Consider the following 14,114-nt stretch of genomic DNA (forward strand, 5'->3'; position numbering starts at 1 on the left):
CAATAGTAAAAGGCTTATGGAAAAAAACACAGAAGCAAGATTATTTTTCGGGGATTATAATTGTTTGTCCTATTACAATCGAGCCCATTTGAAATTATTTTTCTAATTTTATTCCTGGTTCTAATCTCCAAAGTATTTCTTTAACAACAGATGATATGGTGTCTTAATGAAACGAAGCCAGCCGTTCTAAAATGCTTCAATTTTTCTTCGTTTCATCTAATCCAATTTTCCATGGTCCTCTTTATTGGAGGAAAAGGGAAGCTTACTTAAAAATTTCTTGTAAAAAGTTGGTCATCGCTTGCCAGGATCGTTGCGCAGCAACCTCATTATAGATAGTCCCTAATTGCGTATCATGCGCAAGCGGATTAGTAAAAGCATGCTGCACATGCCCATACATATGCATTTGCCAATCCACGTTAGCTTCGGTCATCTCGTTACAAAACTCATGCACCTGATCAGGCTGCACCATCGGGTCGTCATAGCCATGCATGACTAAAATTTTGGCAATGATGGGCTCAGATTTTAGATTTCCAGGTTGACGCAACAAGCCATGAAAACTGACTACTCCCTTAATATCTGCTCCAGAACGTGCCAACTCAAGAGCGCACATGCCTCCAAAGCAAAATCCAATGACTGCAACTCGTTGACTATCAACTTCTGACATAGAACACACAGCGGTCAATCCTGCTTGAATGCGTCGTCGTAATAATTGTTGATCAGCAACCAGCGGATTCATGAGCGCTTGTTTTTCCTCTGTAGTGGAACCAAGTTGGCCGTGGCCATACATATCTACAGCAAAACCAACATAGCCCATTTGAGCCAATAACTTTGCTTTCTCACAGGCAAACTCATTACGGCCGCTCCAATCATGAACAACTAATACTGCAGGACGGGGGCCAGCAAGAGCTCTGTCGTACGCTAAGAAGCCATGAAGTTCCTGTCCGTTATCATGATAAATATGATTTAAAGTATGCATTGCAGCTCCCTAAATAAGCCATTAAATTCTTTTAAGACCTAGTGTATAAAATTGGGCTAGAGAGATTAAGTCACGAAATAAATTAAGTATTATTTCGTCGCTCACGATTATCTTAGCCTGGCGCCTTAACCTGCCCATCGTCCATTTTGCCTCATTTTTAGGAATCTATCTCATTATTACCCGCTAAACAAGGATTAAAAAAAACCAATAAACAATAATTTATACTAAACTTAAACTAAAACTGTGAAGGGGATATAATCATGATCACTTCATCATTACTCCATGTACGAGACATTTTACACGCCCAATTGTGTTATCAGGCATTTATTACTCCTATCTTTTTACCTTTGGATAAAGAATATCGGGATTTTGCAAAATTGGCTTGTGAATTTATCGAGGCAAGACGCACCGAAGTGATACATAATGAATTCCCACGCCATCATGTATTGCATCGTTTTGCCCCACAGAAAAATTCAAAAGGAAGAAAAGTCCTGATCACCCATGGATGGATATCTCGCGCCGCATACATGGCTCGCTTAATCCATGTGTTACATCAACAAGGATATGAAGTATACGCACTTGATTTTCCTGCTCATGGTGAAGCTAAAGGGCTACAGCTGCCTTGGACCGATGCGGTTGCTATTTTGAAGGATACCATCAATCAATACGGTCCTTTCTATGCAGTTATTGGACATTCTTTTGGCGGTTCTATGTTACTCAATACCCTGAACGTGGCAGGTCAACTGCCCGAATGGCAATTAAAATATAAACCTGAACGTGCGATTTTAATTGCATCACCCACACAAATGCGCAGCCCCGTTAACCACATTGCCAAAAAGTTTAAACTGAGTGGACACGGGTACTTGTATTTACGCCAAGTGATGAGGCAGCAAGCGCGCTTCGACATTAAACTGGTCCGTCTTCACCATTTCATTTCCCAATCACCTAATATTCCTTTCTTATGCATTCATGGGGAGCTTGACGAAACGATTAGTACTAAAGAATCGATCGAATTCTGTAAAAAATATCCAGATGCCAAACTTTGCCTCCTTCCAGAAGCAAATCACGTGAGTGTATTATTGGATGAGCGAGTAGAACGCTTGGTAAGTGACTTTTTGGAATAAACGATTAGCAACATAAGCGAGAGGTTATGCTTTGGAGGCTAATAGCTTGCTCAGCAGAATGACTCTTAAGGGACTCACTGTGTGTCGGGAAAGGCCCGACACACGTGTATTAAAGATTTTCTATATATTGTCGCAATTTTTTCATTGCATTTTTTTCAAGCTGTCGAACCCGCTCAGCAGATACGCCATACTTTTTAGCCAAATCATGTAACGTCAGCTTATCTTCAGCTAACCAACGTTGTTGTAAAATATCCTGGCTGCGCTCATCTAATTGCTCTAGCGCAAGCATCAAATGTTCACGGCCTTGATCGCCTGTATTTTCTTTTTCTAACAGGACGGAAGGATCATCATTTGCATTGAACAAATAACGCTCAGGAGCCGTATAAAATTCATCATGATCATCTGCATCAGGAGCATCATAAGGGGTATCCATCGCATTCAGGCGCTGCTCCATCACTAAAACATCTTCACAACTTACGCCTAAATCGTTTGCTACCGCAGTCACTTCTTCACGGCTCATCCATCCCAAACGATTTTTCATTTGGCGGAGATTAAAAAATAACTTACGCTGTGCTTTAGTCGTAGCAATTTTAACAATACGCCAATTGCGTAAAACGAATTCATGAATTTCTGCTTTGATCCAGTGCACAGCAAAGGAGACCAGACGTACTCCCATCTTCGGGTCGAATCGTTTGACCGCCTTCATCAATCCAATATTACCTTCCTGAATTAAATCGTTCAGAGGCAAGCCATATCCCAAATAACCGCGAGCAACGCGAACAACATAGCGCAAATGAGCAAGAACTAAACGTCGCGCAGCCTCAAGATCTCCCTCAGAATGAAAGCGCTCAGCATAAGCAACCTCTTCCTCTAAAGAGAGCATAGGAATTTGATTAACCCTGTGAATGTAAGAATCAAGACTGCCCACAGGTAAATTCATTTCGGCAAGTTGTAAATATTGACTCATACTTCTTTCCTCTAACATTTCGCGATAGAAATAAGGTGAAAAATAAGACGAAACCTTACAATTGTGGTTCAATGGAAGCCAATTGACGTTTTACAGATAAACGTGCCCCCATCCATCCTAGTATAATTGCAAATAAAACAAGTAGCAAGATCTGACGCATTGACAAACCGGTTAACGGATAGTGCATTTGATAAGCAACTGCCAACTGATTTACCGCCGAGCCTAGACTGAAAATAAAAATATTCACCATAAAAACCGCAAAAACAGCGCCTAATGCGCCATACCAAACACCTGAATACAAGAAAGGCCTCAAAATAAAAGGATCTTTTGCACCAATTAGCTTTAAAACCTGGATTTCTTCTTGTCGGCTATGAAGTGCCAAGCGTAAAGTAGTGCCAACAATCATAATGACGGCCATTGCCAATAGAGCCAGTAATGCGTCAGCAAACTTAGCGGCAAACCCTAGGACCGCATGCAAGCGACTTATCCACTCCATATCAACTTTTGCATTGTCTACCTGTGATAGAGTTTGCAACTGGCGTGCTAATAAATCCAATTTAGCCGGTGAATCAATGATTAACGCAGGTACTACGTCGATCAATGCCGGCAACGGATTCTCCGGAAGATAACGCATAATATCCTGCATCCCCTCTTGCTGGGTTAATTCCGATAACCCATCGGTAGAGGATTTTAAGGAAACTTGGGCCACACCGTCGGTCTCACGGACTTTTTGTAGAACAAGCTGTTGTTCTGCTTCAGATAAACCGGGCTTTAAATAAAGAGAAATATGCCCGCCACGCTGCCAGCTTGCAGTTAATTTAGCAACATTATCTGAAAATACCCAAAAGAGAGCCGGTAAAGCTAAGGCAATAGCGATCACTATAGAAGTCATCATCGTTGCCAATGGTTTACGGCATAATAAATTTAAGCTTTGTACCGCCGCCTGCAGATGATAAGAAAGGATGGCTTGTGCTTGTTTTAACACATTCGTCCTCCTTTGAGCATGACAATACGATGTTTCATTCCGGCAATTAATGCCAAATCATGGGTGGCAATTAATATGCTGACGCCCACTTGATTAAACTGCTCAAAAATAGCCATGATTTCCGTGGAAAGTTTGGGGTCAAGATTTCCTGTTGGCTCATCAGCCAATAACAATGAGGGCTTATGAACAACTGCACGAGCAATCCCCACGCGTTGCTGCTCTCCACCAGATAAATGGACAGGAAGCATTTTTTCCTTGCTTAATAATCCCACCATATCCAAGGCAGCATGCACTCTTTTGGCAATCATGGGAGAGGGCATCCCCTGAATTTGTAACGGTAGAGCGACATTGTCAAATACGGTACGATCATTCAGTAAGTAAGGTGATTGAAAAGTAATTCCCAATTGACTGCGATGCGCCGCGACATCGCGCTTTTTTAACTGATTCAAACGCAATCCATTTACAGTTAACTGGCCAGAAGTGGGCCATTCTAAAAGAGCAATTAATTTGAGTAAGGTACTTTTTCCCGCTCCTGAATGCCCAGTAAGAAACACCATTTCTCCTTTTTGTAAGGAGAAATTCACCTGGCTTAACGCTTCAAAACCACCTGGATAACGTTTAGTTACTTGGTCAAATGTGATCATTGAATAGTGCACCAACAAATTGTGTTGCATCAAAGGGTCGTAAATCTTCTATCCCTTCACCAATCCCTATATAACGAAAGGGTATTCCTAACTCATTCGCAATGGCAAACAAAATCCCACCCTTAGCGGTGCCATCTAATTTAGTCATGGTAATTCCCGTCAGCCCGACTGCTTCGTGAAATTGTCGAGCCTGAACTAAAGCATTTTGCCCTATGCTTGCATCCAATACCAACATCGTTTCATGAGGAGCCTCTGGACAAAGTTTCTGAAGAACTCGCTTTACCTTCTTTAACTCATCCATTAGATTGCCCTGCGTATGCAGCCGACCCGCGGTATCAGCGATTAAAATATCTATTTTGCGTGCTTTTGCTGCTTGCAACGCATCAAAAATCACCGAGGCACTATCTGCTCCGGTATGCTGTGCAATCACGGGGATGTCATTACGCTCGCCCCAGACATGCAATTGCTCCACTGCCGCGGCTCTAAAAGTATCTCCCGCAGCCAACATGACTTTCTTGCCTTGCTGCTGAAATTGTTTCGCCAGTTTCCCTATGGTAGTGGTTTTACCAGCACCATTAACTCCAACCATTAAGATAACAAATGGAGAATGATCTGCGGTCTCTAGAGTTAGAGCGTGGCTGTTTTGACTCAAAATTGCTTGTAAATGAAATTTCAGCGCATCATAAACTGCATTCCCATCGGATAACTGCTTACGAGCTAAGCTTTCGGCCAACTGATTTAATACAGTTTGAGTGGTCTCCATACCTAAATCAGCGCTGATCAAAAGAGTTTCTAGCTCATCCATCAACTCTTGGCTGATTTCCTTTTTACCGAGCAGTAATCGCCCAATTCCATCGCCTAGCTGATGGCGTGTTTTACTCAGTCCTTTCCTGAAACGTGCAAAAATCCCCTCTTTTGCAGGCTCTTGTTCCTGTTCAATGACTTCCTCAGGAACTTCAGGCATCGAGTCAGTAACACTTTGTGAATGATCGGCCTCTGCAGAGGTGGAATCATGACTTCGCTTAAACCATTTAATCATATAGTATACAAATCCTGAAAAATATGAAATTCTATCATCTTTTTTACTTTGAGGTTAAGTTGTGCGCAAAATACTCTTTACTTTACTCATGGTACTATCTTGCCAGACCTTTAGCCAAGTTCAAGAGTTTATCTTGAATAATGGATTAAAAATCTTAATTAAAGAAGATCATCGAGCTCCAATTGCCGTATCAATGATCTGGTATAACGTCGGCTCCGCAGATGAACCCGGTGGAATTACCGGTATATCACATGCCATGGAACATATGATGTTTAAAGGTACTGAAAAATATCCTTTAGGCGTCTTTTCGAAAACCATAGCTGAAATTGGTGCCCAAGCGAATGCATTCACCAATAATGATTATACCGCTTTTTTTGAAAAAACGGATGCTTCAAAACTTGCTACCAGCTTTGAATTGGAAGCGGATCGTATGAATCATCTACTTCTTGATGCGAATGAATTTGCCAAAGAAATTAAAGTAATCCAGGAGGAGCGGCGTCTGCGCACCGATGATAATCCACAGGCACTTGCCTTCGAACGCTTTTTGGCTACGGCACACTTAAGCGCTCCTTATCATCATCCGGTTATTGGCTGGATGAGTGATCTGAAACAGATGACCGTTGAAGACCTCAGGGAATGGTATAAAAAATATTACGCGCCCAATAATGCAACGCTGGTGGTTGTAGGGGATGTTAACCCAGAACAGGTTCGTGCTTTAGCAGAGAATTATTTTGGCGCTTTGCCCAAACAGCCTATACCTGAACGAAAATTAAAAAAAGAACCACCCGAGCTTGGTCAGAAGATTGTTCATATTCAAGCCGCAGCAAAATTACCTTTACTCATGATTGGCTACTCAGTCCCTAGTGTGGTCACTGCAAAAGAAGCCTATGAGCCCTATGCTTTGGAAATCATCGCTGGAATTTTAGACGCGGGGGACAGCGCTCGTTTTTCTAAAAAACTCATTCGAGGCAAGCATGTTGCCAATGGCGCGGATACCTATTATAACCCCTACACAAGATATCAAACTCAGTTCATAGTCTATGGTTCTCCTAACCAAAATCATACAATTAATGACTTACAAGGTGGGCTTCTTAATGAGCTGGATGATTTGAAAAAAAATCCAGTGAGTGCGATTGAATTACAACGGATTAAAAATCAAATCATTGCACAAAAAACTTTTGAAAAAGACTCTATTTTCGGACAAGCCTCAGAATTAGGCCTTTTAGAAACAATCGGTGTGGGTTGGGAAAAAAGCAAAGAGTACTCCCAGGCAATCAATGCAATTACACCCCAACAAATTCAGCAAACCGCACAACGTTATTTTCAAGACAAGAACATGACTACAGCAATCTTAGAACCTAAAACACAAAAGGTGGCACCATGAGAATTTTTACCGCGTGTATTTTCGCAATAACGATTGGACTGTCACAAACAGCGACAGCGACTGTTTTCAAAACCGAAAAATGGATCACTAAAAATGGTGTTCGGGTTGTTTTTTATCCCGCTATGGAAGTTCCTATGCTTGATGTCAGCATCGCTTTTGCAGCAGGATCGGCCTATGACGAAAACCAATATGGACTCAGTGCCTTAACCAGCAGCATGATGAATCAAGGTAATGCTGGCCTAAACGCAACAGCAATAGCTGAGTCGCTCGCTGATGTAGGTGCTCAATATAAGGTCGAAATCAACAGAGATATGGTGGTATTCAGTCTTAGGACTTTAGTTAGCCAGGAAGCGATGAACAAAGCGGGAAATACCTTCACTCAAATCATTAACCATCCGGATTTCCCAGATGCAGCTTTTTCAAGAGAAAAGAAACAACAGCTCATGAGCATCGAACAGACTCAAGAATCACCGGAAGACGTAGCCCAGCTTCGTTTTTTCCAGGCTTTATACCAACAGCATCCCTATGCACATCCTGTTCGTGGGACAGCGGAAACGGTTAATGCAATCAGTAAAAGCCAAGTGATTGAGTTTAATAAACGCTATTATGTAGCAAAAAACGCAATTTTAGTTATGGTGGGCGCAATTAATAGTCAAGCGGCACATCAGCTTGCCGATCAATTGACTCAGGAACTGCCGGAAGGACAAGCAGCGCCACCGATTCCTAAAGCCACCCAACTAACCAAGGCAGAAACAATAAATATTCCATTTCCATCATCGCAAACCGTAATACGCCTCGGCCAAGTCGGTATCGATCATCATAATCCAAACTATTTTCCTCTCACTGTAGGAAATTATATTTTGGGAGGTGGAGCGTTAGTTTCACGGCTTGCTGTAGAGGTAAGGGAGAAACGTGGCTTAACTTATGGTATAGAAAGCCAGTTTGCTCCTATGTCAGGATATGGACCTTTTCTTATCAGCTTATCAACCAAAAATAAACAAACTCACGAAACATTAGATGTGATTCAGAGTGTTTTGCAAGCCTACATTGATAAGGGTCCAACTGATGAAGAGATGAATGCAGCAAAACAATACCTCACTGGAAGTTTCCCACTTTCTTTATCCGGTAATCGCAGTATTGCAAGCCTCTTATTGCGAATGAATTTTTATCATTTACCGGAAGATTTTCTTGATACCTATACTGCTCGGGTCAATGAGATAACCAGTGAGCAAGTGAAGCAAGCATTCAAGCAGCAAGTCAATCCCGATAAATTGTTATTGGTTACTGTGGGTAAATCATGAAGCAGGTCGTGCGCATTATAGGAGGGGTATATCGAGGAAAAAAAATACATTTCCCAGATATAGAAGGCCTGCGCCCTACCCCAGATCGCGTGCGTGAGACTCTGTTTAATTGGCTTATGCATGACATCAGAGAAGCACACTGCCTGGATGCCTTTGCAGGGAGTGGTGCTTTAGGTCTGGAAGCCTTCTCTCGAGGGGCTGCTCACGTTGTTTTCCTGGAGCAGTCTCCCAAAGCTCATGCCAACTTACAGAAAATAATGACCACATTTAACGATCCGAAGCTTAAACTCCTCCAAACCGATGCGGTACACTATCTTCAGCACAGTAAAGAAGAGTTTGATATTATTTTTCTGGATCCACCTTTTGCGCAAACCTATCTTCCTCAATGCATTTCATCTATAGCGCAAAGTAATATTCTCAAACCTGGAGGCCTAGTTTATGTCGAATCCCCTGCAGTGATTCACATGGATGAAAAAAAGTGGAAGCAAACAAAACTAAAACAAGCTGGACAAGTTGTCTATGCCTTATTTGAGAAACTCAATTAATTTTTTACATCATTAATTCATATAATTCCTCATCGATAGGCTTGACAAGCAGCCTGGCTCCTGTTTCAATCAAACGAATAATTCCAGACATTTAAGAATATTGAATGAACAACAAGCTTGTCATGCTGTTTATTGTCTCAATCCTGCTTTCAGGGTGTAAACATGGTGGCGTTCTCTTTAAAAAACCACCAGTTAACAACCCTAGTGATGATGCTACAATTAAATTAGCTGAGGCAGCGGTATCTGTAAGCGATTCCATGCATGAAATGGCGCGCGTTGAAAAAGTAATTTTACCACCACCAGTAGATAATACATTGACTATACCTAATGCGTATAATCTCCAAGCCAGAGCAAGTGTAGACTGGTCTGGTCCTATCGAAGAATTAACTGCTCGCATTGCAAAATCTGCGCATTTCAGGCTCCGTGTTTTAGGGAAGGCTCCTTCAATTCCGGTTTTAATTAGCCTTAATGTCAAAGATCAAAGTTTAGCTGAAATCCTGCGTGATATTGATTACCAAGCTGGTCAAAAGGCCAATATTCACGTCTATCCTAACAGTCAGGTTGTTGAATTGCGCTATGCCAAAATTTATTCCTAGTTTAATAGTTGTATTGTCTGCGTTACTCATTGGTTGTCACTCATCAAAATATATGGGTGACACGACCTCATTAGCCGGGCTACAAGCTATGGCTAATGTAAACCAGAAGGAAAGAAATCAGAGGCAAAAGGGTAAAATTCGTCAAACAGCACTGCGAGAAACAGCTTTAAGCCTTGGGGCGCAAGCAGGTTTGGCAGCTCGTGCAAAGGTCATTGATGAGCATCTTATAAGACAATCACGCAGGCTTGATTCGATTTATGATTTTAATTCACTGATTCTAGAGCACAACATCCTACCTCCAGTATTATTAGAAGGAAGAAATACCCTTAATCTTGCTGATGCGCAAACGATACGCATTTCCGATCGTTCCTATAAAGTTGCGAAACAAGCCCATTTTGTTACGACTCCACCCACTTGGCGTCAATACTTATGGCTGGATTATGTCAAACCGGAATACCCGCACTATACCCTACTGCCTAAGACTAAAGTAGAGAAGAAGATGTGGTGTCTTTATGTAGCTAAGGGCTGGAAAAATGGTATTGATCAAGCCAACACTATTCTTGAGGAGAACATTGCCCGTCTCAAAGAAGATTTCAGTGGCATGATCCTTTACCGTAAGTTATTAGCAATGAATATGGTATCCCCCCCATTTGTCTCGCACACCGATTTGGGAATCACCGGCGACGCGTCCGAAATTCATATTGATGACAGGGTTCTAAGAATTACTGCATTGCCAGCTCTTAATATAAATAGCGAACAGTGGCGAGCCGCGGTTTCTAAGGATGAAAATGCGCTTGAACAATTCAAAAATATGGAAAAATTGGCAAATCGTTCTAAAATTATAATAACGGATAAATCCTGGCAACCAACGATTGCCCCAGTTAACGACAACAATAGAATTCACTGATTTTTGTATGAATGATAAAACTTATTTAATGCCTGATGAGCCAACACGTTTTACTCCACTGTTTATGGATAAAATGTTGGAACATACTGAGCGTTTAAATGCTTCTGATATTACTATTCAAACCGGCGAACCCATCTACGCAGAAGTTTATGGAAAACTCTTACGCATAACGAATCGTCGTTTATCCAATACGGAACTTGGTGATTTAATTAATGCAATCTATGGTCCTAATGCCACGACCCAACTTCTCTCAGGTAAAGACATTGATACTCACTATGAATTTCGTCCAAATCGTGGGGTCAGATACCGTTACCGGGTCAATGGAACGGCATGTCTTGTGGAAGGCCATGATGCAATCCAGATTACTTTAAGAACGATTCCTACCACCCCTCCAAGACTTGAGACGATGAATCTACCCGACAATGTGCTGGAAGCAATTGCTCCTCAAGAAGGAATTGTTTTCATAACAGGTGCAACGGGTTCAGGTAAATCGACACTATTGGCATCAATTATTCGTGACTTAATTGAAACCGAAGATTCAAACCGTAAAGTATTGACCTATGAATCTCCAATCGAATTTGTCTATGATGAAATTGAAACCATATCCGCCGTAGTAAGTCAGTCAGAAATTCCTCGCCACTTGCCTAGCTTTGCTGATGGAGTAAGAAACGCTTTACGTCGTAAGCCGCGTTTAATTATGGTGGGTGAGTGTCGGGATGCAGAAACAATCAGTGCGGCATTAGAAGCTGCTCTCACTGGACATCCAGTATACACCACTCTGCATACCTCGGGTGTTGCCGAAACCATGCGCCGTCTAGTCACCTCATTCTCTGGCGAAGAACGTTTAGGAAGAACGATTGATATTTTGGAAACGATTCGATTATGTATTTGGCAAAAACTGGTGCCTACCGTTGATGAAAAACGAGTTGCATTACGAGAATATCTGGTATTTGATGAAGAAGTCCGCGATATTCTACTTGAAAGCGATCCTAATGATGTAACCTCTGCTACCCGTAAGTTAGTACGCCAAAAGGGTCAACTGATGACCTGGGATGCCAAAGCGAAATTTGAACAGGGCATTATTAGTGAGCGGGTATACAAATTGATTATTGCTGGGGCTAAAGAATATCAGCAATAGAACTCATCCCAGAAGCTTGAACCATACCCTGTAAAACACCAGTCTGATAATTGTTATTTAAATTAACCTCGTATTTTACACCGTTCTCGAGGGATTCAGCCATTAAGCTTTAATTTTAGCTATAATAATTTTATGGGACAGGTATGTTTTTTTATTTACCCGTACTTAGGAATTATATGAACGATCCAATCCTGCTTTTGGATGCCTCATTAAGAGATGGTGGGCACCGAACTAATTTCCATTTCGAAGACATTCATTTGCAAAAAATCATTGGCCCACTCGATGATTCAGGTATTGAATATATTGAAATTGGCTATCGTCATGGGATGCCAGCTCCCGCTAATTTAGGCAGAGCAGGATTGTGTGCAAAAGATTATCTGCTTCTTTGTCGATCGTTAATCCAAAAAGCCAAAATGGTGGTTATGATTTTTCCAAATAACATCACTCAAAAAGATCTCATGGAATTGAAGGAGTGTGGTGTTGATCTATTAAGAGTCTGTATTGCTAAAAATGAATTGGCCTCAGCCTTACCTAAAATCAAAATGATAAAAAATGCGAATATGGATGTTTCGGTAAATCTGATGCATATCTCTTATTACCAAGAAAAGGAGCTTAATGACTCGATCAAACAAATCAGTGAATATAATCCAGATATCATTTATTTTGCCGATTCAAATGGCAGTTTATTACCGTCGCGTACTCAAAAAATTTATGAACCATACGTCAGTAAATACCCTTTCCCATTTGGCTTTCATGCTCATGATAATCTTGGTCTAGCTCAAGCCAATGCCTTGGCAGCCATAAATTCAGGGGTGCGTTTTATTGATGCATCGTTAGCGGGAATGGGTAAAGGCACTGGGAATCTAAAGACTGAGTTTTTTGTTGCTTATTTACATTCGATTCAATTAAAAAAATACAATTTGGAAGAGGTATTGAAGGCTGCTAATTTTGTCCGTAGTGCATTAAAGATAGGCCAAGAACCGATCGAAATGTCTGAATTTATCCGTGGCATTTCGGATCTCGCAAGCATAAGTTATCTACCTAAAAATTAGGTTTGCTCCCTTTAAAGAATAAAACAAGTTCACGATTTGAGCGAGCTCGTAGGAGTATTTTCTGCAACTGCAGATTGCAATATATCCGAATGCTTATGATTGGGTTTTTCCAAAAATCCTTTAGCCAGCGCTTTTAAATCGGGATCGCTTGGATTGGCTTGAATTTCTTTTTCCAACTTTTGGATCTTTTTATCTCTCATATCACCTGTAAACTCTTTATAACGTCCTTTGACTTCATCTTTAACATCTTGAGTCACTTGATCAAAGCCACCTCTGCGATTTGCTTCTTGGCACAGTAAAACGCCATGAATGTTTGCACGGGTATTTGCGACCGTACAATTATCGTATTTTTGAGGTTTTTGCTCGATAGTACTTATAGGCTCTTTACCTTGAGTGACTTTCTGAATTTCCGCCATAACTTGTCCGTGTGATAACCCTTTATCGTGGCCGCTCATCACGTTATTTATAAAGTCAGGAGTAACATCCTTGGTGTTTACTTCATAAATTTGCGTTCCATACTTTCCTTTTGCCCCTTCCCCTCGATTGGTGAACACTAAGTAAGTTTTATCAGGATTTCCTTCGACCGGCACAAAAGATAACCCCATAGCATGTCCCTTACAATTAATGGGAACCGAGGTTACTTTGCCTTCTTGTACTCGATCAGAAAGTGCTTTCCCCGCTTTAGGGCTTCCTTCAGGAGTACTGTATTCAAACTTCGCTTCTTTATTTGCAAAAGCAAAGGCATCTGCAATTTGCCCAAAGTCTTTTTTAGCCGGCTCTTTTTTGCAATCTTGACTATATTCCCTGATGGCATCAGACATCATGTGATACGCAGGGCCTACATGCGCACGCTGTGAGGAGGTTTTATCGGTGCTTTCCATGACGATACCCAACACCAGACCATATTCCTTCACTCGGTGCAATTTATCTGGACGAGATTGATACCCCCCCTCAGGAGGAGTAATCGTCTTTTGTTGAATCGCCTGTTGTCCTCGCTCGCTTTTAATTGCAATATCATATTCATCCATTGATTGAACATCATATTTTGCGCCTGAATTAAGCAAAGTTTGCGCCAGCGAGAAATCTTGGTTTTGCAACGCTTGAGTTAATGGAGACTGTCCGCGTGCATTTTTTGCAGAATTTAAAGCAGTAGGCAGGTCTTGATAGCCACAATCTTTGGCTAGATCCGTTAATTCAGCTTTGGGATCAACTTGAAGTTTTAAAATTGAAGAAAGCATCCTTTGCACAAACAGAAATAACTCTTGGAAAAATCGATCTTCATCTATTTTCGCTTTTTGCAAACCTTTAAGTTTATCTTGAGCCATATCGCTCTGGCTCATTGGAGTACTTTTAGGAGCAGTTAGTTCTGGCATGATGCAAGCAACCTTACGTGTAAATGTATCTAGATTATATCACAATGCGCTTTTAAAACTTTCAACATTAACAATGAAGTAAT

General features: G+C 41.3%; 14 protein-coding genes. 8 read left to right on the forward strand and 6 right to left on the reverse strand.

The genetic code is table 11. From position 1 onward, the window contains the following. Positions 1–262 precede the first annotated feature (262 nt). Positions 263–976: a dienelactone hydrolase family protein gene (locus OQJ13_RS06840; RefSeq protein WP_265710108.1), complete on the reverse strand. Its 714-nt coding sequence runs from the start codon at positions 974–976 to the stop codon at positions 263–265. Between the two features lie 260 nt (positions 977–1,236). Between OQJ13_RS06840 and OQJ13_RS06845 the strand changes: the two genes are divergently transcribed. Continuing rightward, positions 1,237–2,100 carry an alpha/beta hydrolase gene (locus OQJ13_RS06845; RefSeq protein WP_265710109.1) on the forward strand — a complete coding sequence of 288 codons (864 nt, stop codon included), beginning with the start codon at positions 1,237–1,239 and terminating at the stop codon, positions 2,098–2,100. A gap of 109 nt (positions 2,101–2,209) precedes the next feature. Here the strand turns inward: OQJ13_RS06845 and rpoH are convergent, their stop codons facing one another. From rpoH to ftsY, 4 genes are read right to left on the reverse strand one after another with little or no spacing between them, the layout of a single operon-like run. Beyond that, positions 2,210–3,067 carry an RNA polymerase sigma factor RpoH gene (gene rpoH, locus OQJ13_RS06850; RefSeq protein ID WP_265710111.1) on the reverse strand — a complete coding sequence of 286 codons (858 nt, stop codon included), beginning with the start codon at positions 3,065–3,067 and terminating at the stop codon, positions 2,210–2,212. Positions 3,068–3,122: 55 nt separating this feature from the next. Continuing rightward, complete coding sequence (ftsX, locus tag OQJ13_RS06855; protein ID WP_265710113.1) at positions 3,123–4,052, reverse strand: permease-like cell division protein FtsX; 930 nt, start codon at positions 4,050–4,052, stop codon at positions 3,123–3,125. Further along, on the reverse strand, positions 4,046–4,696 hold the full coding sequence (gene ftsE, locus OQJ13_RS06860; protein WP_265710115.1) for a cell division ATP-binding protein FtsE: 651 nt from the start codon (positions 4,694–4,696) through the stop codon (positions 4,046–4,048). The genes ftsX and ftsE overlap by 7 nt, the downstream gene beginning before the upstream one ends. Beyond that, positions 4,683–5,735, reverse strand: a complete 1,053-nt coding sequence (gene ftsY / locus OQJ13_RS06865; protein ID WP_265710117.1) for a signal recognition particle-docking protein FtsY — start codon at positions 5,733–5,735, stop codon at positions 4,683–4,685. The genes ftsE and ftsY overlap by 14 nt, the downstream gene beginning before the upstream one ends. A gap of 61 nt (positions 5,736–5,796) precedes the next feature. Here ftsY and OQJ13_RS06870 point away from each other — a divergent pair, with 61 nt between their 5' ends. The 7 genes from OQJ13_RS06870 to OQJ13_RS06900 all read left to right on the forward strand — a co-directional run bounded on the left by OQJ13_RS06870 (position 5,797) and on the right by OQJ13_RS06900 (position 12,658). Further along, positions 5,797–7,119 (forward strand): M16 family metallopeptidase, encoded by a 1,323-nt coding sequence (locus tag OQJ13_RS06870; RefSeq protein WP_265710119.1) that lies wholly within the window; start codon positions 5,797–5,799, stop codon positions 7,117–7,119. Further along, positions 7,116–8,420, forward strand: coding sequence for a M16 family metallopeptidase (locus OQJ13_RS06875; RefSeq protein ID WP_265710121.1), 1,305 nt, complete (start codon positions 7,116–7,118; stop codon positions 8,418–8,420). The genes OQJ13_RS06870 and OQJ13_RS06875 overlap by 4 nt, the downstream gene beginning before the upstream one ends. Continuing rightward, positions 8,417–8,965 carry a 16S rRNA (guanine(966)-N(2))-methyltransferase RsmD gene (gene rsmD / locus OQJ13_RS06880; protein ID WP_265710122.1) on the forward strand — a complete coding sequence of 183 codons (549 nt, stop codon included), beginning with the start codon at positions 8,417–8,419 and terminating at the stop codon, positions 8,963–8,965. The genes OQJ13_RS06875 and rsmD overlap by 4 nt, the downstream gene beginning before the upstream one ends. Before the next feature lie 104 nt (positions 8,966–9,069). Further along, positions 9,070–9,561, forward strand: a complete 492-nt coding sequence (dotD, locus tag OQJ13_RS06885) for a type IVB secretion system lipoprotein DotD (protein ID WP_028380735.1) — start codon at positions 9,070–9,072, stop codon at positions 9,559–9,561. After that, positions 9,542–10,468, forward strand: a complete 927-nt coding sequence (locus OQJ13_RS06890) for a type IV secretion system DotC family protein (protein WP_265710124.1) — start codon at positions 9,542–9,544, stop codon at positions 10,466–10,468. The genes dotD and OQJ13_RS06890 overlap by 20 nt, the downstream gene beginning before the upstream one ends. 7 nt (positions 10,469–10,475) lie before the next feature. Then, on the forward strand, positions 10,476–11,606 hold the full coding sequence (gene dotB / locus OQJ13_RS06895) for a Dot/Icm type IV secretion system ATPase DotB (RefSeq protein WP_265710125.1): 1,131 nt from the start codon (positions 10,476–10,478) through the stop codon (positions 11,604–11,606). Between the two features lie 176 nt (positions 11,607–11,782). After that, the gene (locus OQJ13_RS06900) at positions 11,783–12,658 is read left to right on the forward strand and encodes a 4-hydroxy-2-oxovalerate aldolase (protein WP_265710126.1); all 876 of its coding nucleotides are present in this window, start codon (positions 11,783–11,785) and stop codon (positions 12,656–12,658) included. Positions 12,659–12,687: 29 nt separating this feature from the next. Here OQJ13_RS06900 and ankD read toward each other — a convergent pair whose 3' ends face one another. Then, positions 12,688–14,031: a Dot/Icm T4SS effector AnkD/LegA15 gene (ankD, locus tag OQJ13_RS06905; protein ID WP_265710128.1), complete on the reverse strand. Its 1,344-nt coding sequence runs from the start codon at positions 14,029–14,031 to the stop codon at positions 12,688–12,690. Positions 14,032–14,114: the final 83 nt, after the last annotated feature.

It is taken from the genome of Legionella sp. PATHC035 (assembly GCF_026191115.1).
Taxonomy (GTDB): domain Bacteria; phylum Pseudomonadota; class Gammaproteobacteria; order Legionellales; family Legionellaceae; genus Legionella.

Coding starts and splice junctions, on each gene's coding strand:
- OQJ13_RS06840 (WP_265710108.1), bottom strand. CDS start 976: ATGCATACTTTAAATCATATTTATCATGATAACGGACAGGAACTTCAT.
- OQJ13_RS06845 (WP_265710109.1), top strand. CDS start 1,237: ATGATCACTTCATCATTACTCCATGTACGAGACATTTTACACGCCCAA.
- rpoH (WP_265710111.1), bottom strand. CDS start 3,067: ATGAGTCAATATTTACAACTTGCCGAAATGAATTTACCTGTGGGCAGT.
- ftsE (WP_265710115.1), bottom strand. CDS start 4,696: ATGATCACATTTGACCAAGTAACTAAACGTTATCCAGGTGGTTTTGAA.
- ftsY (WP_265710117.1), bottom strand. CDS start 5,735: ATGATTAAATGGTTTAAGCGAAGTCATGATTCCACCTCTGCAGAGGCC.
- OQJ13_RS06875 (WP_265710121.1), top strand. CDS start 7,116: ATGAGAATTTTTACCGCGTGTATTTTCGCAATAACGATTGGACTGTCA.
- rsmD (WP_265710122.1), top strand. CDS start 8,417: ATGAAGCAGGTCGTGCGCATTATAGGAGGGGTATATCGAGGAAAAAAA.
- dotD (WP_028380735.1), top strand. CDS start 9,070: ATGAACAACAAGCTTGTCATGCTGTTTATTGTCTCAATCCTGCTTTCA.
- OQJ13_RS06890 (WP_265710124.1), top strand. CDS start 9,542: ATGCCAAAATTTATTCCTAGTTTAATAGTTGTATTGTCTGCGTTACTC.
- dotB (WP_265710125.1), top strand. CDS start 10,476: ATGAATGATAAAACTTATTTAATGCCTGATGAGCCAACACGTTTTACT.
- OQJ13_RS06900 (WP_265710126.1), top strand. CDS start 11,783: ATGAACGATCCAATCCTGCTTTTGGATGCCTCATTAAGAGATGGTGGG.
- ankD (WP_265710128.1), bottom strand. CDS start 14,031: ATGCCAGAACTAACTGCTCCTAAAAGTACTCCAATGAGCCAGAGCGAT.